This is a genomic window from Virgibacillus dokdonensis (genome assembly GCF_900166595.1).
In the GTDB taxonomy this organism is placed as follows: Bacteria; Bacillota; Bacilli; order Bacillales; family Amphibacillaceae; genus Virgibacillus; species Virgibacillus dokdonensis.
Genome location: NZ_LT745763.1, coordinates 3001892 through 3021685, shown reverse-complemented (window position 1 = coordinate 3021685; position 19794 = coordinate 3001892). Strand labels below are relative to the sequence as shown.

The 19794-nt window shown below is 36.3% G+C and carries 28 protein-coding genes; 21 read left to right on the top strand and 7 right to left on the bottom strand.

What is annotated here, in order from left to right:
- Positions 1-19: 19 nt before the first annotated feature.
- Positions 20-178: a hypothetical protein gene (locus tag B2C77_RS21765; protein ID WP_176087346.1), complete on the bottom strand. Its 159-nt coding sequence runs from the start codon at positions 176-178 to the stop codon at positions 20-22.
- On the bottom strand, positions 163-345 hold the full coding sequence (locus tag B2C77_RS15740) for a hypothetical protein (RefSeq protein WP_077705770.1): 183 nt from the start codon (positions 343-345) through the stop codon (positions 163-165). Before B2C77_RS15740 ends, B2C77_RS21765 begins: the two co-directional genes overlap by 16 nt.
- A 275-nt stretch (positions 346-620) precedes the next feature.
- On the opposite strand from B2C77_RS15740, the gene B2C77_RS15735 reads away from it, so the two are divergent.
- Positions 621-2081 (top strand): SulP family inorganic anion transporter, encoded by a 1461-nt coding sequence (locus B2C77_RS15735; protein ID WP_077705767.1) that lies wholly within the window; start codon positions 621-623, stop codon positions 2079-2081.
- A 222-nt stretch (positions 2082-2303) separates the two neighbouring features.
- Positions 2304-2720, top strand: coding sequence for a universal stress protein (locus tag B2C77_RS15730; protein WP_077705765.1), 417 nt, complete (start codon positions 2304-2306; stop codon positions 2718-2720).
- 232 nt (positions 2721-2952) lie between these two features.
- Here B2C77_RS15730 and B2C77_RS15725 read toward each other — a convergent pair whose 3' ends face one another.
- Positions 2953-4089, bottom strand: a complete 1137-nt coding sequence (locus B2C77_RS15725; protein WP_077705762.1) for an NAD(P)/FAD-dependent oxidoreductase — start codon at positions 4087-4089, stop codon at positions 2953-2955.
- 195 nt (positions 4090-4284) lie between these two features.
- Between B2C77_RS15725 and B2C77_RS15720 the strand changes: the two genes are divergently transcribed.
- From B2C77_RS15720 to B2C77_RS15710, 3 genes are all read left to right on the top strand, one after another.
- Positions 4285-5214 (top strand): manganese-dependent inorganic pyrophosphatase, encoded by a 930-nt coding sequence (locus tag B2C77_RS15720; RefSeq protein ID WP_077705760.1) that lies wholly within the window; start codon positions 4285-4287, stop codon positions 5212-5214.
- Positions 5215-5437: 223 nt separating this feature from the next.
- Positions 5438-5974 carry a GNAT family N-acetyltransferase gene (locus tag B2C77_RS15715; RefSeq protein ID WP_077705757.1) on the top strand — a complete coding sequence of 179 codons (537 nt, stop codon included), beginning with the start codon at positions 5438-5440 and terminating at the stop codon, positions 5972-5974.
- Between the two features lie 82 nt (positions 5975-6056).
- Positions 6057-6209 carry a small acid-soluble spore protein P gene (locus tag B2C77_RS15710; RefSeq protein WP_077705754.1) on the top strand — a complete coding sequence of 51 codons (153 nt, stop codon included), beginning with the start codon at positions 6057-6059 and terminating at the stop codon, positions 6207-6209.
- Positions 6210-6258: 49 nt separating this feature from the next.
- On the opposite strand, the gene B2C77_RS15705 is transcribed toward B2C77_RS15710, so the two are convergent.
- Entirely contained in the window at positions 6259-6591 is a 333-nt protein-coding gene (locus B2C77_RS15705; protein WP_077705751.1) for a MazG nucleotide pyrophosphohydrolase domain-containing protein, read from the bottom strand.
- 240 nt (positions 6592-6831) lie between these two features.
- The gene (locus tag B2C77_RS15700) at positions 6832-7122 is read right to left on the bottom strand and encodes a MazG-like family protein (RefSeq protein ID WP_077705748.1); all 291 of its coding nucleotides are present in this window, start codon (positions 7120-7122) and stop codon (positions 6832-6834) included.
- 591 nt (positions 7123-7713) lie between these two features.
- On the opposite strand from B2C77_RS15700, the gene mscL reads away from it, so the two are divergent.
- The 14 genes from mscL (at position 7714) to B2C77_RS15630 (ending at position 17468) form a co-directional block, all read left to right on the top strand.
- Positions 7714-8103: a large conductance mechanosensitive channel protein MscL gene (mscL, locus tag B2C77_RS15695; RefSeq protein ID WP_077705746.1), complete on the top strand. Its 390-nt coding sequence runs from the start codon at positions 7714-7716 to the stop codon at positions 8101-8103.
- A 24-nt stretch (positions 8104-8127) separates the two neighbouring features.
- Positions 8128-8673, top strand: a complete 546-nt coding sequence (locus B2C77_RS15690; protein WP_077705743.1) for a GNAT family N-acetyltransferase — start codon at positions 8128-8130, stop codon at positions 8671-8673.
- Positions 8670-9245 carry a DUF4269 domain-containing protein gene (locus B2C77_RS15685; RefSeq protein WP_254843987.1) on the top strand — a complete coding sequence of 192 codons (576 nt, stop codon included), beginning with the start codon at positions 8670-8672 and terminating at the stop codon, positions 9243-9245. The genes B2C77_RS15690 and B2C77_RS15685 overlap by 4 nt, the downstream gene beginning before the upstream one ends.
- A 242-nt stretch (positions 9246-9487) precedes the next feature.
- Positions 9488-9853 (top strand): spore coat protein, encoded by a 366-nt coding sequence (locus tag B2C77_RS15680; RefSeq protein WP_077705737.1) that lies wholly within the window; start codon positions 9488-9490, stop codon positions 9851-9853.
- Between the two features lie 152 nt (positions 9854-10005).
- The gene (locus B2C77_RS15675) at positions 10006-10560 is read left to right on the top strand and encodes an SLOG family protein (RefSeq protein WP_077705734.1); all 555 of its coding nucleotides are present in this window, start codon (positions 10006-10008) and stop codon (positions 10558-10560) included.
- Between the two features lie 203 nt (positions 10561-10763).
- Positions 10764-11732, top strand: a complete 969-nt coding sequence (locus tag B2C77_RS15670; RefSeq protein WP_077705731.1) for a nuclease-related domain-containing protein — start codon at positions 10764-10766, stop codon at positions 11730-11732.
- Positions 11733-11974: 242 nt separating this feature from the next.
- Entirely contained in the window at positions 11975-12646 is a 672-nt protein-coding gene (locus B2C77_RS15665) for an SIMPL domain-containing protein (RefSeq protein ID WP_077705728.1), read from the top strand.
- Positions 12647-12758: 112 nt separating this feature from the next.
- Positions 12759-13124, top strand: coding sequence for a DnaJ family domain-containing protein (locus tag B2C77_RS15660; RefSeq protein WP_254843986.1), 366 nt, complete (start codon positions 12759-12761; stop codon positions 13122-13124).
- Between the two features lie 226 nt (positions 13125-13350).
- A complete protein-coding gene (locus tag B2C77_RS15655) occupies positions 13351-13830 on the top strand; it encodes a GNAT family N-acetyltransferase (protein WP_077705723.1) in 480 nt (159 codons plus the stop codon).
- A gap of 126 nt (positions 13831-13956) precedes the next feature.
- Entirely contained in the window at positions 13957-14379 is a 423-nt protein-coding gene (locus B2C77_RS15650; RefSeq protein WP_141130744.1) for a cupin domain-containing protein, read from the top strand.
- 14 nt (positions 14380-14393) lie between these two features.
- A complete protein-coding gene (locus B2C77_RS15645) occupies positions 14394-14900 on the top strand; it encodes a GNAT family N-acetyltransferase (protein WP_077705718.1) in 507 nt (168 codons plus the stop codon).
- Between the two features lie 149 nt (positions 14901-15049).
- Positions 15050-15433, top strand: a complete 384-nt coding sequence (locus B2C77_RS15640) for an NUDIX hydrolase (protein ID WP_176087345.1) — start codon at positions 15050-15052, stop codon at positions 15431-15433.
- 585 nt (positions 15434-16018) lie between these two features.
- Positions 16019-16444, top strand: coding sequence for a GNAT family N-acetyltransferase (locus B2C77_RS15635; protein WP_077705712.1), 426 nt, complete (start codon positions 16019-16021; stop codon positions 16442-16444).
- A 52-nt stretch (positions 16445-16496) separates the two neighbouring features.
- Positions 16497-17468, top strand: coding sequence for a phosphotransferase (locus tag B2C77_RS15630; RefSeq protein ID WP_367946663.1), 972 nt, complete (start codon positions 16497-16499; stop codon positions 17466-17468).
- Positions 17469-17717: 249 nt separating this feature from the next.
- Here the strand turns inward: B2C77_RS15630 and B2C77_RS15625 are convergent, their stop codons facing one another.
- Complete coding sequence (locus tag B2C77_RS15625) at positions 17718-18071, bottom strand: carboxymuconolactone decarboxylase family protein (protein WP_077705707.1); 354 nt, start codon at positions 18069-18071, stop codon at positions 17718-17720.
- Between the two features lie 256 nt (positions 18072-18327).
- Between B2C77_RS15625 and yxzF the strand changes: the two genes are divergently transcribed.
- Together yxzF and fosB are read left to right on the top strand one after the other, a co-directional pair.
- Complete coding sequence (gene yxzF / locus B2C77_RS22660; RefSeq protein WP_497012654.1) at positions 18328-18450, top strand: small protein YxzF; 123 nt, start codon at positions 18328-18330, stop codon at positions 18448-18450.
- A gap of 195 nt (positions 18451-18645) precedes the next feature.
- On the top strand, positions 18646-19065 hold the full coding sequence (fosB, locus tag B2C77_RS15620; protein ID WP_077705704.1) for a metallothiol transferase FosB: 420 nt from the start codon (positions 18646-18648) through the stop codon (positions 19063-19065).
- 202 nt (positions 19066-19267) lie between these two features.
- Here fosB and B2C77_RS15615 read toward each other — a convergent pair whose 3' ends face one another.
- Positions 19268-19678 carry a DUF6376 family protein gene (locus B2C77_RS15615; protein ID WP_077705701.1) on the bottom strand — a complete coding sequence of 137 codons (411 nt, stop codon included), beginning with the start codon at positions 19676-19678 and terminating at the stop codon, positions 19268-19270.
- Positions 19679-19794: the final 116 nt, after the last annotated feature.

The window sequence follows — 19794 nt, the reverse complement described above, 5'->3', positions numbered from 1 at the left end:
TGGAAAGGTGTTATGCTTGCTACTCATTTTTTGTACGCGGTAGGGCTTGAATGGATGAGTAACCATCGATTAGAAAAATGGCGTCCTGATCGATGTATTTTTTTCCTCCTGCAACTTGTTCGTAGCCCATAGATAAAAAATGTGGCAATAAACTAAGTTTTTCTAAAACTGCTTGCAATCGATGTGAGATGGAAGCATTTCTGTTGTTTGCGGATGTACACCATCTACAGGAGAAGTACGTTCTAAATCATAATCAGTAATTACATCTTGCAACCAAAACCAACATAATATAAGTACAATCATTGTAAAAATAATTACTGCGAAAACAGCTATCTTTCCTTTCATAACAATTTATCCCCCAATGTATCTTCATGTTCAATGGTATTAAATATAAAGTTAGCTTACCAAACCTTTATGTTAATGTAAATATGTTAATAAGATTACTTTTAACAAATGAGGTAGTATATCAAAGTAAATCAAAGTAAAATAAATATAGGTAAAAATGTACCCGCTTTCTTGCGTGTTTAGTGAAAGGTAATCTTATGCTATAATGCTAAGGTTAATTACGGATTTAAGCTAGGAGAGGCTTGAAGAATACTCATAGAAAGAGGTAGAACTATTTGATAGTACAAGATTGGAAGCGGGAGTGGTTTGGTAACGTTAAAGGGGATATTTTAGCTGGAATTGTGGTTGCCTTAGCATTGATTCCAGAAGCAATTGCTTTTTCTATTATAGCTGGAGTTGATCCGATGGTTGGATTATATGCATCCTTTTGTATCGCAGTAGTGATTGCTTTTGTCGGAGGGCGTCCAGGTATGATTTCCGCTGCAACTGGAGCAATGGCTCTTCTAATGGGGGGATTAGTTGCTGAGTATGGGTTAGATTATTTATTAGCAGCAACCATTTTAACTGGTATTATTCAAATTATTTTTGGGGTTTGCAAGCTTGCTAAAGTGATGAAATTTGTTCCCAGGTCAGTAATGATTGGTTTTGTAAATGCGTTGGCAATCTTAATTTTCACAGCGCAAATCCCCCATTTTCAAGGTGAAAGCTGGGTAATGTTCGCGTTGGTAGGTGTAACTTTAGCGATTATCTATCTATTACCAAGAATTACGAAAGCAGTTCCGTCAGCTTTAGTGGCAATTGTGGTCGTAACAGCCATTGTTATTTTCGGTGATATTCAAGTTGGTACAGTTGGCGATATGGGAGCACTAACGCAAGAGTTACCTGCATTTTTAATTCCATCTGTTCCATTTACGTGGGAAACATTCATGATTATTTTACCTTATTCCTTTGCGTTAGCTGTTGTCGGGTTATTAGAATCACTACTCACATCAAGTATTGTAGATGATATGACAGATACAGAGAGTGATAAAAATAAAGAAAGTCGCGGACAAGGTATTGCCAATATTGCTGCGGGTTTCTTTGGTGGCATGGCAGGTTGTGCCATGATTGGACAATCGGTTATTAATGTGAAGTCTGGAGGGCGTGGGAGATTGTCAGCTCTAGTAGCAGGTGTGTTTCTCATGTTTCTTATCATTGCGTTAGGCGAGTTAGTAGTGCAGATTCCTATGGCCGCTTTAGTAGGCGTTATGATTATGGTATCTGTCGGCACATTTGATTGGAAATCTGTCAAGCATATACATCGAATCCCACGCACAGATGCCATCGTTATGCTTACAACGGTTGTTGTAGTTGTTTATACGCACGATTTATCTAAAGGTGTACTTGCAGGTGTTGTTCTTAGCGCCATTTTCTTTGCGGCGAAAATTTCCCATGTTACTGTACGGAGTAAACGAGTAAATGGTGAAAACAAGCGCATCTATTATGTGGTAGGACAGCTTTTCTTTGCTTCTGTCAGTGATTTGCCAAGCAAGTTTTCGTATACGGAGAATATTCAATGTGTAGAAATTGATTTGTCACAAACCCATTTATGGGACGACTCAGCAGTAGGCGCATTAGATAAAATAGAAGCCAAATTCGCTCAACAGGATATTCGTGTGGAAATCACAGGTTTAAATGAAGCAAGCAGAAATTTAAAGCAGAGAATTGGCGGTGTTTCTAACGCATCTGGACATTAAAACAATGTTTTTAGACTTTAAAGTATAAGTAAAACTTGACAGATAGCCAAGTTTTTTAAAAGAAATAGCGTATGTAACCGAAATCTGTAGTTCAGCAAAGTACGTTATTCTCTACGTTATACTATAGGGTTTATAGTATAAGAAAAAAGATAGCGTTTTTCCGCTATAAAGATTTGGCAATAAGCCAAGTTTTTATAAAAAATAATATGTGAGGTGAAAGCTTTGTTTCAAAATATTTTATTAGCAGCAGACGGATCTTCTCATTCGGTGAGGTCTGCTGAGTATACTGTGGAAATAGCTAAAAAGTTTGCTTCTAAAGTAGAAGTGGTATATGTGGTTGACGGTGAGACTGCAAAAGCAGATGTGCTACATGCTACAGATCATACGCAAGTAGAAAAAAACAGGCAAGAAAGGATGCAACCTGTAACAGAGGTGCTACAAGAAGGAGAAATAGACTATACGGTTACTGTTTTACATGGCGAACCAGGCCCGAAAATTGTAACTTATGCCAATGAACATGATGTTGATTGTGTCATTTTAGGGAGTCGTGGCAGGAATAACCTACAAACGTTTTTGTTAGGTAGTGTCAGTCACAAAGTTGCTAAAAGAGTGGAATGCCCTGTGTTAATTGTAAAATGAACGGGTTACTAGATTTTTAAGTAAGGTCGGATGGAATCAATAGATTATCTTTGATTTCATCCGACCTATTTTATTCTTAAAAACTCGATTCGTTCAGATGCATTAAGGTCCTACCTTTGGGATTCTAGACAATGAGTGGGGATGAAAGAAAAACGAAAATTGAATATGAACTTTATTTACCTATTTTACAAAACATACCCGCGAAGCTATTCCGTGGCTTCCTCAGATTAGATTAGGCTCGGTTTCTGATAGCGTTTCGTACATCATAAGGAGAGAAATCAATCTCTGGTTGTATATTCATTGCTAAACTTGCTAGCTGAGAACCAATAAATGGCCCCATCGTTAGACCTGTTGATCCAAGTCCATTTGCTAATAGCAATCCTTGAAAACCAGCGAGAGCCCCAACAACTGGTAGATGTCCTGGCGTTACAGGACGAAAGCCAACTCGTGCTTCTACAATTGACGCATCCTTTACATGTGGTGCGAATTCCATCGCTTTTGTAATTATTTCATGCATTCCACCGACAGTTACCCGCCAATCGTAACCAACATTATTTTCATATGTTGCACCGAGGACAATTCGATTGTTTGGAAAGGTGAGCATATATTGGTTATTGGGTGGCTTTACAACGGGTGCAGTAGACAAGTCTACATTTTGGTTTGCAAGTTGTACGTGTAAAATTTGTGCTCGTTGCGCTTCAACTTGAAAGGAAATTCCTAAAGGAGAAAGTAATTCACGCATCCAAGCACCTGTTGCAGCAATAACGATATCTGCTTTTATCTCTTCTCCATCCTGTAGAGTAACTCCTGTAATTCTTTGTCCAATGTTTTGTAAGATTGCTTCTCCTTTGATTAGCTTTGCTCCGTGCTTTTGTGCTCCTCGAAGAAGTGCATCACGGAGCTTTCTTCCGTCAACACGTGCTGCTCCACTAACATATACAGAACGGTAGCTGTCGTCTAATAGAGGAAACTGTGCTTTCGTTTGTTCGGGAGATAATAGCTCTATATCCCCAATTTCGGGTGCATCTGCTTTTCGTTTTTCTGCTCGTTCTTTCATTGCGATTAATTTTTGCTCATCTCGATGTAAATGTAATGCCCCAACTTGTTGATACCCAGTTTCATTTTCTCCATCCTTAGCAAGCGATTTCACTAAGTTTGGGTACATTCTAGCACCTGCTTTGACCAATTCATACCATGCCTTATTTCTTCGTTGGGACAGCCACGGGCAAACGATCCCTGCTGCTGCGTCTGTCGCTTGTCCTTTTTCTTTACTATCAACAATGGTGACATCCCAATTGCTTTTGGTAAGGTAATAAGCAGCAGAAGCACCAACAATGCCACTCCCAATGATAATTGCTTTTTTTTTCATTAAAGATATTCCTTTCGTTTTCATACTGTATCTAAAAATAGTATTCTATACCATCATAAAAATAAGTGTGAAAAAAGTAAATCCATGGCTATTCTTTACGACTATTCTAATGAATTTTTGTTAAATTGCTATTCAAGCTAAATGAATTTTGATAAGCTAATAGTGGTAAAAGCTTATTAGAAGGAGAAATGATTGATGGCAAAGACGATAATTTTTGGACATAAAAACCCAGATACAGATGCAATTTGTTCTGCAATCGGATATGCGAATTTAAAACAGCAATTAGGAATGGATGTAGAGCCTGCTAGATTAGGTGCAGTTAGTAAAGAAACGCAATATGTACTTGATTATTTTGTAGCAACAGCACCTGCGCTAATGGAGGAAGTAGAGCCAGGAACGAATGTAATTCTCGTTGACCATAATGAATTTCAACAAAGTGTAGCGAATATTAAAGATGCTCGTATTACGGAAGTGGTTGACCACCATCGAATTTCCAATTTCGAAACAAGTGAACCGTTATATTTCCGTGCTGAGCCTGTTGGATGTACAGCTACTATTTTAAATAAGATGTATAAAGAAAATGGGGTTGCTGTTCCAAAGCAAATTGCTGGTTTATTACTATCAGCCATTATTTCTGATTCTTTACTTTTGAAATCTCCAACGTGTACACAAGAAGACATTGATGCGGCTTATGAATTAGCAAAAATTGCTGAAGTAGATGTGCATACGTATGGTCTTGATATGCTAAAAGCAGGTGCAGATTTAGGAGATAAGTCTATTTCCGAATTAATAACCATGGATGCAAAAGAATTTTCTATGGGTGGTGCAAAAGTAGAAATTGCCCAAGTAAATGCTGTTGATACAGAACAAATCTATGCAATGCAAGCAGAAATTGAAGCGGAAATTTCCAATATTATCAAAGAAAAAAATCTTGATTTATTTTTATTCGTTGTTACGGATATCTTGAACAATGATTCGGAAGTACTTGCTGTTGGGATTGGAAAAACAAAAGTAGAAGACGCATTTAACGTTGACCTTGACCAGCGTAGCCGTGCGTTGTTAAAAGGAGTTGTCTCACGTAAAAAGCAAATCGTAACAGCATTAACAGATGCCTATGAGAAATAAATAAGAATGCATAAGGGAAAAGGAATATACGCAAATAGACTAAATAAAAAAAGATATTATGCTCCACATGGGCATATATCTTTTTTAATTTAGAAAAGCTTCTTATAAAGTGTATGTTAGTTAGGATGATGCATATGAAGGGGAAACAGCTGAAAGCAAGTTCTGTAGAAAAAAATTCTATTTTTTGAGTTCATGTCAATAAATAATTTTAGGGAGAATTTGTATGAAAATAAGAACAGAAAGATTGCTTATACGTAATTTTGAATGGGGTGATTGGCAAGAAGTGTATCACTATACATCCCAAAGCTCTGTTATGAAATATATGCCTGAAGGATTGCTATCAAAAGAGGAAACACAAAATTGTATTAAACAGAACATGGGTAAATCAGCCGAAAAATTCCCAGTAATATTAGTTAACACGAAAACTCTAATCGGCCACGTTGAATTTTTAGAATATTTCGGCAACCATACATATGAGATAGGGTGGGTATTTAATTCCAAATATCATAATAAAGGTTACGCATCAGAGGCTGCATTCGCAATGCTAAAATATGGATTTGAAGAGCTAAAGTTACATAGGGTGGTAGCCACTTGCCAGCCAGAGAATGTTCCTTCATATCGTGTCATGGAAAAGATCGGTATGAGGAGAGAAGGCTACTTTAAAAAATGCATTCCTCATGAAGACGAATGGTGGGATGAATACGCTTATGCTATTTTGGGAGAAGAATGGAAAGGTAGCTCTGTCTCGTTATTATCCTAGATAAGTTTTTTATGTGTATTTATCACGAATAAACTGGGCGCTTGCTACAAATGCTAATTGTAACGAAACGAGGAGGGATTCCATGGGAGGTAAACCAAAAGGTCCAAAACAGCAATCACACCCTGACCTACCTGAAAGCCCGAGGCAACCTTATGGAGAACCGTTAGCTGGCTCTAAAAAGGTGAAAAAGGCAAATCATTCAAGACAAAAGCATAATCCACATCATGGGTTATAAAGTAAAAAACTGAATCAGTGGGTTTTTTAATCCCACTGATTGGTTAAAGCTATTTGCTTGCCTCATCATTAAAATAACGATCGGAGAGTTTCTTCTTATGTGAGTGAAACACCTCTTTTAGTGGGATATTGTACTTGTTTGCAATTACGATTAAATTACCCAATACATCCCCTAATTCTTCAGTTAACGCTTGTTTATTTTTCTCATAAGATTCCTTCCTTTCATCGGGCCTATCTCTTCCTATCTCAAGCGCTCTTATAGCGCGTGCAACTTCACCCGTTTCTTCTGCTAAAAAACCGATACGAATAAAAATGTCTAATTCGGACCAGCCCCTACTTTCATAATAATCCTTTACCCATTGTTGAAATTCAATGACATTCATTTTCCTCTAACCTCCTATTTACTACCAATAGTTTAACAAAAATGAAAGTATTATATAATCTTAAATAGTGAAATTATGAGAGGTATAAATTGAAAAAGGTAGCCGTATAGGGTTTTTATGCAACACCTTACTCCATGAAAAAAACTGTTTAATGAATATTGGAAAATACAAAAAGCAGTAAAAATAGCCCCTAAATTATTTTATTAAAGCACCTAGTAAATAATAAATGGCTCAGCTCTTTTATATTTTACGCTGCCATTTGTCCATTTTTCTTATTATTAATTCTTGTAACTCATTTTCATTTTCAGCTACTTTATAGAATAAAGCTAACGTTACAAGAATGACATCTACACATTCTTCTTTTACTTCATGAATACCTAATTGTTTATATTCACTTCCATTTACTTTTAAGTAAGATAATACTGCTTGTGAGGTTTCTCCAACCTCTTCTGATAATTTTAGTGCCATTTGCTCCAATGTTTTTGGTTCTTTTTCACTTAGTAGCTTGATCTGCCTCAATAATTGCTCCATAGACGTATAATACCTCCAACTTTTATAATGGTTAAATTCTCAAGTTATCATTTATGATATATATGGGGCCAGTTTTTGATGAATAATGACAATAAACAACTATTGTTTTTATAAGATTCCCCCACTCTAGATGAACTAGATCTTTTTAAGCAATATCTATTATATAGTAAAAAAATTTGTAGTGTTTGATTTCTTTTAGGATATAGAATCTTTTGAGTGTATAAGGTATTTGAAGTAAATTCCCTTTAGATTTTGAGTCATAGTATTTGCATCTATGATACGCCTGAAAACGTAATTCAGTAATGTGGCATGTTTTGCGGAATAAGCTATCTCCATGTTAATACATGTCATTATCAATAATCAGTCTTTTTGTAATGTCTTCCATTGCCCTGTTATTTGAATTTATTATGACTAGCAGTTACCAAATACCCACTAGTAAAAGAAATTTATTGGAGGTTACAAAGGATGATTGGTTATGCTAGGGGGTCTATATGACAGTTGTTCTTTTTTAGCAGCTATACTTTTTAATTACTTTTCCCCCACTTTTTGCTATGATTAAACGTATAAATTGGCAGGAGAGGGTGCTTCGTTATGTGGAAAGATTTTAAAGAATTTGCGTTTAAAGGAAATGTGGTTGATTTAGCTGTAGCCGTTGTAATTGGAGCAGCATTTAGCGCCATTGTAACATCCTTAGTAGAAAATATGATTACCCCATTTATCGGCATTATTATGAATGGTATCGATTTAAGCAATTTATCATTCACCTATAAAAGTGCGACTATTAATTATGGGTTGTTCATCCAATCCATTGTTGATTTCTTTATTGTTGCAGGTTCTATATTTCTATTTATTCGGTTATTAATGAAATTTAAACGTAAAAAAGAAGAAGATCCTGTAGAGGAAGTACTAGAAGTGAACGCCCAAGAAGAATTATTAAAGGAAATAAGGGATTTATTGAAAGCGCAGGGGAACAACAAATAATAGATAGATATTGGAGGGGGTTATTTGGAAATTAAAGCCTACCATCCAAATGATGAAAAAGGATGGTTACAATGTAGGGTATTGGCTTTTCTATCAACAGCTTACTATGATAATGTCTTACAAGAAAAGGAAAAGTATAAGCATCCGTCTATTGAACTGGTGGCTATTTACCAAAACAAAGTAGTTGGGCTGATCGATGTAGAATATGAGGCGGAAAAGAATCAGGTATGTACAGGTGAACGGGGGCTTGGAGGAATGATTTGGAATCTTGCTGTACACCCTGATTATCAGCGACTTCAAATTGGACAGCAATTATTACACCGAGTCGAAAACCTTGCAATCGAAAAAGGCTTGACCTATTTGGAAGCATGGACAAGAGATGATGACTGGGTTGTAGACTGGTATAAGAAAAATGATTTTCGCCCAGTTTATGCTTATTTGCATGTTTTTATGGAGGGTAAAAGTGAAATGCAATATGTAAAAAGTGAGGTTAAAGCGCTTCGTCCTGTTCAAGCTTGGGCTCATTACAATGGGGAGAACGAAGAATCTATTCGGCAAACATTTGAGTGAGTGCATACATGCACCGGTTTGGAAAAGAGGTTAAAATGATGCTAAACGTATATGAAAGGCTTTTAACTGGCGATAAACAGCAAAAGCAAGCGTATGAAGTAATCATGCATTTAAATGTACTGCATGATTTAAAAGCATATAATCCGATTTTATGCGGTACATTTCCTTTAGGGATTCATACTTCTAAGTCAGATTTAGATATCATTTTACATTCTAAAGATTTGCGGTGTTTGGAACAGAAGCTAAAGCGGTTATACTCGCACCATGAATCATTTACATTAAAACGTAAATATATTCGTGAACGGAAAGTGTTGAAAGTGAACTTTATTTATCAATCATTCTCTTTTGAACTTTTTGCGCAAAATCAGCCAGTCAATGAGCAATACGCCTACTTGCACATGATTATTGAAGAAAAAATATTGTTAAAGTATCCTGAATGGAAACAGAAAGTGATTCACTTCAAACAATCAGGGGTGAATACAGAGGTAGCTTTTTGTAAACTACTAGGGCTTGAAGGGGACCCCTTTGAAGCGTTAATTCAATATGGAAAACAAAATCATATTATAGCATAAGTGAGGGGGTTATTACTTATATTTTGCTCGACTCTATATGACGCTATAGGGAAATATATATTATGGTTTACAGCAATTAGCTTTGGTTTTTACTAAATTTATGTTGTTGATGTAAATGAAAACAAACAGGACTAGTCTTTTTTTTACAACATATTTTAGCTTTTTAGGTGATTGACTTATACAAAAGGGTGATACTTGCCATAGGTTATTAGTGAACCTATAACAGGAAAGGAGAATTTTTCATGTGGAATCATCATGGGAAGTGTTGTCCCCCAAAGCAGGTCGTTCATCCAACAAAATATGATTGTGTAAAACAATGTAGTGAAAATGTTGTAGAGCATATTCACCCTTCGCATACGACGGTGCAAAATCATCATACGACAATTAATAAGCATGTATTTCCTCATTCTACTTCTGTACAAAATACAAATAGCAGTGTAGATGTATACGGTGGGTCTTTTAATGTGCCATCTCAAGTAGGAGGGGCAATGGCACCAGGAATGGGAAATGGTCAAGTAGCAGGAGCAATGGCGCCAGGAATGGGACCAGGAATGGGTCACGGCTGTCATAAGCCAAAACATTGCCAACCACCACATAAATGGTGTTAACTTAGAATGAGGGCTGGCATAGTATATGTCAGCTCTTTATTATCCCAAGCAGAAGTGTGTTATGTTATTGTTAGTGGCCATCACTAATTTGATGTCATTGTATAAAGCTATTCTTCAGTGGAATAAAGACCCAATGAGTAGGAGCGTATAAAATGAAAATTTTAACCGTAACAGGATATAAACCAATGGAAATCAATATATTTAATGAGGAGGATGAACGGGTTACATATGTAAAGGCCGCAATAAAAAAGCGATTAATACCGATGATCGAGGAGGGCTTGGAATGGGTGATCCTATCTGGACAAATGGGTGTGGAAATGTGGACTGCAGAGGTGATATTTGATTTGCAAGATAATTATGATGTTCAATTAGGAATATTTCCACCGTTTGAAAATCAGGACAGTCGCTGGCCGGAGCCATTGCAAGAGAAGTACCAATCCATCGTTGCAACAGCTGATTTTTATAAACCCTTATATCAAGGCGATTATCGTGGAGCCTATCAGTTTAAAGCAAAAAACTTATGGCTAGCGGATAAAAGCGACGCCTGCTTATTACTTATGGATCAGGAGTATCCAGGAAGTACGCGCTTCTTTTATGAAATAGCTAAACGATATTTACCAAATCATGCCATTTATACGATTACACCGACAGATTTAGACGATGTTGTTGAAGAAATTAGAATGGCTAATCCTGATTACTGGATGTAACTGTAAAGTCGCTGAAGTTCACAAGGAAATCGCTTGAATTTATATGAAAGTCGCTGGAGTTCACAAGGAAATTGTTTGAAGTTCACCACTTTTTCGCTGAAGTTCACAATCTAAGCGTAATAAATTTAAACTTCTTGCAGGTTTTTGAAGTATGTTATCGAATCTGTTATTTTAGTAGTAACTTAAATAAAAGGAGTGATCGATTGATAATAAAGCCATTGCAAGCTCCACATTATCTTTTACAAATGGAAGCATTAGCACGAAGAATTTCACCTCATCACATATTAAAAGAGAGCATTACAAGTAAAGCGAAACGATTGCGAGCAGGTTATATAGGCGAAGCATCCCTTGAATATTATCTCCAATTTTTACCCTACCATAATTTCTTCATCTTCTATAATATTCGCTTGAAAGATGAACACGGCTATTTTCAAATAGACATTCTCGTTGCCTCTACGAAGTTTCTCTTCATTTTGGAAGTGAAAAATATTAAAGATCATGTAATTTTTGATGACATGGGACAAGCTATTCGCTTTGTAAATGAAAAAGAAGAAGCTTTTACTCATCCAATATACCAAATAAATTTACAACACACGAGATTGCTTCGATGGTTGCGACAATACAACCTTCCGCCAGTCCCACTTGAAAAATTAGTCATTTATACTCACCCCAAAACCATTCTTAAAAATCTCACAAACGATCCGACGATTTCAAAACATATTATTCAAAAAGAAAAGCTACTTGAAAAGGTGGAGCTATTTCAAGAAACATATACGCAATCTTGCTTATCTGAAGAAGAACTGCTTCGTTTATCCTCTCTCCTAATTTCTTCTCATATAACAAAAGAGGTTGCTGTTATGCAGAAGTATGCGCTGACAAAGAATGAGCTTCTTCGAGGTGTATTTTGCTTTAACTGTAAGAAAAGCAAAATGTACTTTCATTATGGGATGTGGCGGTGCAGTAGCTGTCATCAACAGTCAAAAACAGCTCATCGACATGCGCTTTCTGATTATGCTTTATTGATAGAACCGTATATAACGAATCGCCAAGCTCGAGAGTATTTAGAAGTACCATCTTCCCATATGATGAAACGATTACTTATGAAAGAAAAAATGGGCGCTGTTGGAAATACTAGTGGCAGAAAATATAAGGTAGAAGTTTTACGATTCTAAGAGAGAGCAGGATACAAATTCTGTAAAGTCGCTGAAGTTCACAAGGGAATCGCTTGAATTTATAAGAAAGTCGCTGGAGTCCACAAGGAATTTGCTTGAATTTCACCACTTTTTCGCTGAAGTTCACAATTATTAGAACGAATCCGCTTAAACTTCCTTCCTCTCTTTTTCATCTTTACGTTAATGTCCGCATAACCTTTAATGATTGCTAAAAAGCATCATGAAAGGAGTGACTGTTTCACATGTATCCCAACTATTATCAAATGCCTACAAGGACAGAGGCCGTCTTTAGTAGGACGATGAAAGTGTATGGAACAGGAAAAGTAATGGTGGAGCCAAATATTGCTTCGATTCAATTAGGAGTCGTTACAGAAGATCCATCCCTTACGAAAGCGCAACAGGAAAATGCGCGCATCATGAATCAAGTGATCCAATCTTTAAATGAATTAGGTGTACCTCCACAAGCAATACAAACCTCTTCCTTTACTATCCGACCTATTTTTGACTATAAAGATGGAAAGCCTGTAAATCAACGGTATCAGGTTATGAACACGCTTCAAGTTACACTTACAGATTTTGAAGCAATAGGAGCTATTATTGATAGGACTGTTCTAGAAGGAGTAAACCGCGTATTTGATATTCAATTTTCAACTGATCAGCAAGCAGCCGCTTATGATCAGGCTTTGCAAATTGCTTTAGAGGATGGAACTCGCAAAGCCAGCACCATTGCCCAAAATTTCCATGTAGTCTTAGATACCGTTCCGCTTAAGATTATAGAACAAACCTCACCACCTCCAGTAGCTTATAAAGCCTTTTCTGCTTCTGCTGAAAGTACCACGACACTGATTCAAGCCGGGCAAATAGAAATAGAAGCAAATGTAGAACTGTTATATCGGTATTCATTTGTCCAATAAAAAAGGCTTTTATTCTCAGATATTTCGCCTGTTTTTACGCTTCTGTGAAGCAGGTTATTTATGGAATATGTCGAATACTATAATAAAACCAAAAGTGAAAAGAGGGATGTGGATGGATAAAGAATCGAAAAAAGAGCATGAAGTGAATGAGCGAATTCAATATACTGATCCCATTAGTGAAATGGTTAAACGGGCAGAAAGGGAAGGACAATTTGAAAATTTACCAGGAAAAGGAAAGCCACTAAAATTAAAGGGTGACAATTTTAGTCAAGAACAGCAGTTATATAAAACAATGAAGGATAATCACGTCTTACCAAAATGGATCGAATTAGCTAATGAAATTGACGTGTTAAAAGAAGAACTAGCTATTTTGCATGTAGAAGAAAGGAAGGCCAAAATAAAACTTACGAATAAAAAAATTAAACAATACAATCGCTTGTGCCCGCCTTCTTTACAGCGAAACAAAATACATGAATAAAGCGATTTTCGAAATCAAGCAAGAAATGATTATAAGTCAATAAAAGATGGAACAGCTTTTTGAATGGCACGGAAGAGGCGTAAGCCGGGTTTCTGCAACGAACGTTTAGGGGCCTAAGCAGTATGAGAGGAGCGCTTCGACTTCACTGTGAAGTATGGTTCACGCACATATAAAAACAATAGGCTAAAAACGATTTGCCTAATTTATACATACGAGGAGACTGAGCATGAATTTGAGCATACGCAAGATGGAAGAAGCAGATATTGAATCCGTTCAACAAGTAGCAGTAACAAGCTGGCACGCCACGTATGAAGGAATTATACCTAAAGGTACTCGAGATACATTTTTAGCTGGTGCTTATAGTGAAGATATGTTGCTTAGACGGTTAAAAGGATCGCATTTTTTCGTTGCTGTAGTAGACGCAAAGGTGATTGGATTTGCAAATTTTTCTCCTGTTACAGATAAAGGAACAATGGAATTAGCTGCTATTTATATATTGCCAGAATATCAAGGGATGGGAGTAGGTACAGCACTATTAGAAGCTGGAAAACAAATAAATCGCAATGCGGCAATTTATATTCATGTTGAGAAAGAAAATAAGCAAGGCACGCGTTTTTATGAACATAAAGGCTTTAAAAAAGTAGAAGAATTCACGGAAGATTTTGCTGGGCAACAATTGCAAACAGTTCGCATGGTGCTTTCATAAAGAAGCAAATGATAGTTGTAAAAACCTATGCAGTATGATTACCATTCAGTCCCCCATCGTTTGTACTTGTCCCTTCAAGCTTATAAAAATATAAAAAAATAAAGCCGAGATCCTTTGCACCTTTTTATGACGACGTATAAAAATGGTAGAAAGGAAGCGATTAAAATGAAAATTTACCGTTTTTCAACCGCGTATGCAAAGCAAGTTACAGCACATGAATCAAAAAATCTAAGCATTACACCGTTATTAAAACTTGATAAAGCGTCCATCCAAATGAGCTATCTATATCTAGAAGCTGGAGGTGTTGTTGGTGAGCATGCTGCTTCAACAGATCAGCTTCTTTTTGTAGTTGAAGGTAGCGGGGAAGTAAAAGGAGCTGAAGGATACTTTCTACCTGTTCAAAAAGGAGAAGCTGTATATTGGGAACAGAATGAACGGCATGTAACGCAATCAGAACATGGGTTAACGGCTATTGTCGTTGAAGCGGCTATACTGAATCTATCTCATGATATATGCGCTGAAATGATAGAAAGAAACGAACGCTATTAAAAGGAGGTAAGAAGTTGCAGATACGTAAAGCAAATGTAGATGATGCTGCATCTATAGCCAAAGTTCATATAGATAGTTGGAAAACAACGTACAGCGGAATCTTGCCAGATGAATTTTTACAAACTTTAACGTATGAGCCAAAAAAATGGCGCGAGCAAATAGTAAACCAACCAATCCATATAGCTGAAGATAAGGACGGCTATATGGTTGGTTTTGCTATGGGCGGCAAAGAGAGGACAGGAAAATATGCTGGATATGATGGTGAACTTTATGCTATTTATCTTTTAGAAGACTACCAAAGAAAAGGAATAGGGAACATGTTGTTTCAAAAGGTTGTGGAACAGCTCTATAAGGACGGTGTAGATACAATGATTGTCATGGTATTAGCGGATAATCCAGCGAAACATTTCTATGAAGCTATGGGCGGAAGCTTGCTCCAGCGCACAAAGCTGCATGTTGGAGGTCATGAATTACCAACGCTTGTATATGGTTGGAAAGATATAAGTATTTTTACACAATAAGAGTATAAAATTGAAAGTTTTATAGAATAAGTAAAGCTACAACTTACACCATAAGCCTCGTTTTCTAAAAGAATACACCTTTTAGGATGTCGTGTAATGTGTAGCAATAAAACTAGGTATAAATAAGTATGCATAAAGGGGGAGAAAGAGTGGATAGAATAACGGGTGCTGCAGGGATTTGTATGAATAACTGCAATCAAATGTTAATGGTGCTACAAGGGAAGCCTGAAGAAAAAAAGAAGTGGGCAGTGCCATCTGGAATAACAGAACTTAATGAAACGTTCGAAGTATGTTGTATACGAGAGGTTTTTGAAGAAACAGGATATCAGGTAACCATTAACAAAAAGCTACATACAAAGAAAATAGCAAACGTTGAAATACAGTATTTTTTAGTTGAACTAATTAATGGCCATATAAAGATACAAGATCCCGATGGATTAATTTACGATGTTGCATGGAAAGAAAAAGAAGAACTACATCAACTGCCTTTAACCTTTGAGGAAGATCGTGATTTTTTGCTATCTTGTTTTTGATATAATGTAAAGTAAGCGTTTTAAAAATGCTTATAAAAGTTATTTTTAGCAAAAAAAATTAATGCTGTACAGATGTATTTTTATGACGGGTCTCGTTTAATTGAAATTTTTTTATACCTTTTTCTAATTCTATTCCTCATACATATTATTATCCCAAATGATCCTAAGACCATTATCTAGAACATCACGAAACGTCCAAGATATTTGACATACTATTTAAGGTCTTTACTCATTCGTGAATCCAAACCAAGTTACTTAGAACGGAGGGCGCGACTCCAGCGGAATAGCATGAGTCTTGAGACCCCACAGCGAAAAATTTTTGTGAGCGAAGAGGCTCAAGTAGCCCTGAGGAAAGCGTCCGCCTGCAGTGGAAAGTAACGGGTGCAAGAGCAGATACAATTTTTATGAATTAATCAGATTAAGAAGGCGAAAAAGTAATGCCTTAACATACTATCCGAGGAGGTATGAAATGCAAATTAATCTTTCCATTCGGCCGTTAAACAAGAAGCATCAAGCACTGCTAAGGAGTTGGTTGTGTGATCCTTCTGTTTTAAAATTTTATGGGGGAGGGATAAATCCTATACTATGGAAATGATAGAGGATAAATTCTATACAAATAATGCTTTAATATCCCGCTGTATTATATATTGTAATGAAATTCCAATTGGTTATTTGCAGTATTATCCAATTAATAGCTGTACAAGTAATTTGATGCCCCTTGTAGGTTCAAGCGCTTACGGTATGGATCAATTCATTGGTGAAGGTAATTATCGAAATAGAGGAATTGGAACGGAGCTTATAAAAAAAGTAACGGCATTTCTCATGGAAGCGTACGGTGCGTCCAAGGTTGTCCTCGACCCACATGTAGAGAACGTTAGGGCAGTAGCTTGTTATGAAAAAGCAGGATTTCAACGTGTGAAAAAATTATTGCATTATGCGTTTCATGAAGGGAAATATCACGACTGTTGGCTATTGATGTATACCACTGATAAAAAAGCTCATCGTTCATAGTGTGGTGATATTTATTCTGAATTGCTAGAAATTAGAAACCTGGACAAATCCTATAATAGAGGATGGACGACACTTACAAGAGGAGGTAATTGATTTACAAAGTACAAAAGTATTAGAACAATTTCAAATAGCTGCTGAAAAAGAGCCCAAAAGTATTTACCCTTTTTCTCCCGTTTACCATGCCTCATATAAAGGGGAAGAGGTTATTGTGAAGAAAACGCAAAAACCACTTGAACGTGCCGAAGCATTAGCGAGATACACACGATTTTTACAAGAGAACGGCATTTATATTGTTACACCGATTAAAATGAACACAAATAATCAGCAAGAACTGGGAGATGCGTGTTACGTTGTGTACCCATTTATCCATGGAAAAGCGTATACAGCGACACATACACAAATATATGCATCGGGTTGTTTATTAGGGCATATTCATGCGTTATCACCAAAAGGAGAGCTATTTCAACTTCCAGAATATGATGTGTATGATTTCACAAATGAAGAAGTAGAGGAAAGCGTACGAGCGATCACAAATCATGCTAAACGGAACCGTGTTACTTTTCCTATAACTCAGTTAGAAGAAAAATTACTTTCCTGTGTAACCAAACAATCTTGTTTGAAGGAACTTTCCTTGCCCCATGTTTTAACACCGCATGATTATAAAGCGAATAACCTAGTCTTTACACCTGAACCTTATTTGATTGATCCCGACAATGCTGCAAAAGTTCCGCGTGTTTTTGATTTAGCTTTAGCATTACTATTATTTCATAATGAATTATCTTCTGCACCTGATCACGTATTTACCTTAGAACAATGGAAGGCGTTTTTATCTGGTTATTATCAGTTTGTACAATTGACAGAAGCAGAAAAAAGAGTATGGAAAATGGCTTTAGAGCATGTGTTTTTAGACGAAGTATTGTGGCTGATGGCGGAAGTTCCTGAAGACTGGGAAAAGCCATCGCAACGTCAGCTCTTTTTAAGTGTTGTTCATTTGCTTTTACATAGCCAGGCATATGAAATCTGAGATCGACAGGAGTAACTTTCGTGAAAAATTCCAATCGTGTTCTGCATCCTACTTACCATGATGAGCATGTTGCTAACAACCTGCACGGAGGATTATCTATAAAAGTAAGTAAAGGAAGTGACTACTCTCAGAAAAGCGTGTCAATAGTAAGCATTAAATGAGGAGAATAAAGGTACTTTGTAGCAAAAGTTAAGAGAAAGTTACCACATGAGCCAAGCGACAACAATTGTGGCAACTCTCTGCATTTGCTTAGTTTGAAAGTTCGTCAATGCACTCCTGAACGAGCGTTACTGCTTGGCTCATAGATGCTCCACCACCAAATGCTGCTGTAACAGCTGCCGCTTCTAAAATTTCCTGCTTTGTGCAACCTTGGTCCAAGCATCCTTTTGTGTGATAAATAATACAATACTCATCTTGTGCATGTAAGCTAATACCTAGACCTATTAACTGCTTTGCTTTAGCAGAAAGCTCTCCTTCTTGAAAGCAAGCTTCTGTAAAATCATGATACTTTTTCGTAAATGCAGGCATTTGTTTTAAAAAGGTGTCTACACCCTTTTTGTACGCTAATAACGTCTGTTCAATCGAATTTCGATGATGTGCCATATATTACCACTCCTTTTTCGCTATAGATGTATAAAATTTTTTGGTATATCGTATAAGAAAAACTACAGCTTTCGCTATGCGACTTAGCGACAGTTTTTCTAATAGTTGTATGTTATTAGTATGACCAATTAAACAGCGAATATTTGCGAGGATTTGTTTGGTGGCGGTTAAAAAAGGGAATGAATTTTTAATACATAACGAAGGTTTGTCAAACAAGATTTCATTTAATTGTAATTTGCGATAAACTAAAGTATAAATGGGAGGGTTTGGGATGAAGAAATTAATTCGAAAATTAATTAAATATGGACCAGTCATATATCCAGTAGTGAAGAAATACCTTGATAAACGTAAATCGACTAAAACTTATCATGGTGAATGATGCTATATACATACTTCCTGTTATAGTAAATAGTGTATAGAAAAAAATATATAGACCATATTTGGATAAAGTGACGATCACTTCATTTAAAGCAAGTTATTCAGGCAAATGATGACTCGCTCTTTAAAAAAACGTATGCGCTTTTATCCAATAGGAAACAATCACTCCATATACATATTTGAGCGGAGGGGAAAGATGATGAAGGGAATAAATCACGTTTTATTTTCTGTTTCCGACTTAGAAAGGTCGGTTATATTTTATGAACAAGTCTTCGGGGCAAAGCTGTTAGTTAAAGGGAGGAGCACTGCATATTTTGATACGGATGGGCTGTGGCTTGCGTTAAACGAAGAAAAAGATATTCCGCGGCAAGAAATCCATCAATCTTATACGCATCTCGCATTTTCCATTGATGAAGCAGAGTTTGACAGAGCATATGATTTATTATGTAGGTTAAATGTGAATATTTTGCAAGGAAGAGAAAGAGATGTGAGGGATAAAAAATCCATCTATTTTACAGATCCTGATGGGCATAAGTTCGAATTTCACACAGGTACTTTAGCAGATCGATTAACTTATTATAAACAAAATAAACAGCATATGGAATTCTTTGAATAATTTTTTTCAGAACCAGACGGATTTAGTGAAAAGCCAAGTTATTCTGTATGTCACTAATTGAAGGCTCCCTTAATATAAGTAACAGCATCTCTATAAGCGCAAGATGCTGTTACTTAAATGGGCTATCTGCGGTAGTTATAAAACTTCCAAAATATTACTTGAAACTCGCTTTGAAGTCTCCATTAAAGAACAGTTCACCCGACTACAGTTCCAATTGTTCAATTTGATTTTGCAGTGATTGGATATTTTCAATCGTACGATAAAGCTCTGTATCTGTAAACTGTTCAACTGTTATCTCCCCTTGATCCATTAAATTGTTCGTTGTATCTAATAATTGTTCACTTCTACTTTTTAATTCTTGGTGTATGTCTTCAGCGATGGCAGGTGGGTCGATATCAATAAAGTCAGTTATTGTAGTTTGTAGATTTTTCAGTTCTGTTCTTAATTCATCTGCTTCTAAAGTAGAAGCTTTTTCTAAAAAATTGTTTAAATCATTAACGTAGGCAGTTGCTTCCTCTGCATAATTTAAAGAATTCGTCGTTTCCTCTAATAGGGCACAACCACTCAACAATAACAAGGATAGGCTTAACAAACCGAGCATTACTTTTTTCATATGTATTCCAACCTTTCTTTGTTCGCTATAGAAAAACATAAAATCTTTAGGATTTATAGCAAGTTTTTCTAAGATTATCGCATAACCAATTTTGGGAATTATTTCTGAATTAAATG

What these genes read in the sequence shown, in the direction of transcription:
- B2C77_RS15625 (WP_077705707.1), bottom strand. Translation starts at nt 18,071, where the DNA reads ATGGCACATCATCGAAATTCGATTGAACAGACGTTATTAGCGTACAAA.
- B2C77_RS15650 (WP_141130744.1), top strand. Translation starts at nt 13,957, where the DNA reads ATGACGACGTATAAAAATGGTAGAAAGGAAGCGATTAAAATGAAAATT.
- B2C77_RS15720 (WP_077705760.1), top strand. Translation starts at nt 4,285, where the DNA reads ATGGCAAAGACGATAATTTTTGGACATAAAAACCCAGATACAGATGCA.
- B2C77_RS15665 (WP_077705728.1), top strand. Translation starts at nt 11,975, where the DNA reads ATGTATCCCAACTATTATCAAATGCCTACAAGGACAGAGGCCGTCTTT.
- B2C77_RS15725 (WP_077705762.1), bottom strand. Translation starts at nt 4,089, where the DNA reads ATGAAAAAAAAAGCAATTATCATTGGGAGTGGCATTGTTGGTGCTTCT.
- fosB (WP_077705704.1), top strand. Translation starts at nt 18,646, where the DNA reads ATGATGAAGGGAATAAATCACGTTTTATTTTCTGTTTCCGACTTAGAA.
- B2C77_RS15715 (WP_077705757.1), top strand. Translation starts at nt 5,438, where the DNA reads ATGAAAATAAGAACAGAAAGATTGCTTATACGTAATTTTGAATGGGGT.
- B2C77_RS15635 (WP_077705712.1), top strand. Translation starts at nt 16,019, where the DNA reads ATGGAAATGATAGAGGATAAATTCTATACAAATAATGCTTTAATATCC.
- B2C77_RS15655 (WP_077705723.1), top strand. Translation starts at nt 13,351, where the DNA reads ATGAATTTGAGCATACGCAAGATGGAAGAAGCAGATATTGAATCCGTT.
- B2C77_RS15700 (WP_077705748.1), bottom strand. Translation starts at nt 7,122, where the DNA reads ATGGAGCAATTATTGAGGCAGATCAAGCTACTAAGTGAAAAAGAACCA.
- yxzF (WP_497012654.1), top strand. Translation starts at nt 18,328, where the DNA reads ATGGGAGGGTTTGGGATGAAGAAATTAATTCGAAAATTAATTAAATAT.
- B2C77_RS15710 (WP_077705754.1), top strand. Translation starts at nt 6,057, where the DNA reads ATGGGAGGTAAACCAAAAGGTCCAAAACAGCAATCACACCCTGACCTA.
- B2C77_RS15615 (WP_077705701.1), bottom strand. Translation starts at nt 19,678, where the DNA reads ATGAAAAAAGTAATGCTCGGTTTGTTAAGCCTATCCTTGTTATTGTTG.
- B2C77_RS15675 (WP_077705734.1), top strand. Translation starts at nt 10,006, where the DNA reads ATGAAAATTTTAACCGTAACAGGATATAAACCAATGGAAATCAATATA.
- mscL (WP_077705746.1), top strand. Translation starts at nt 7,714, where the DNA reads ATGTGGAAAGATTTTAAAGAATTTGCGTTTAAAGGAAATGTGGTTGAT.
- B2C77_RS15740 (WP_077705770.1), bottom strand. Translation starts at nt 345, where the DNA reads ATGAAAGGAAAGATAGCTGTTTTCGCAGTAATTATTTTTACAATGATT.
- B2C77_RS15705 (WP_077705751.1), bottom strand. Translation starts at nt 6,591, where the DNA reads ATGAATGTCATTGAATTTCAACAATGGGTAAAGGATTATTATGAAAGT.
- B2C77_RS15660 (WP_254843986.1), top strand. Translation starts at nt 12,759, where the DNA reads ATGGATAAAGAATCGAAAAAAGAGCATGAAGTGAATGAGCGAATTCAA.
- B2C77_RS15680 (WP_077705737.1), top strand. Translation starts at nt 9,488, where the DNA reads ATGTGGAATCATCATGGGAAGTGTTGTCCCCCAAAGCAGGTCGTTCAT.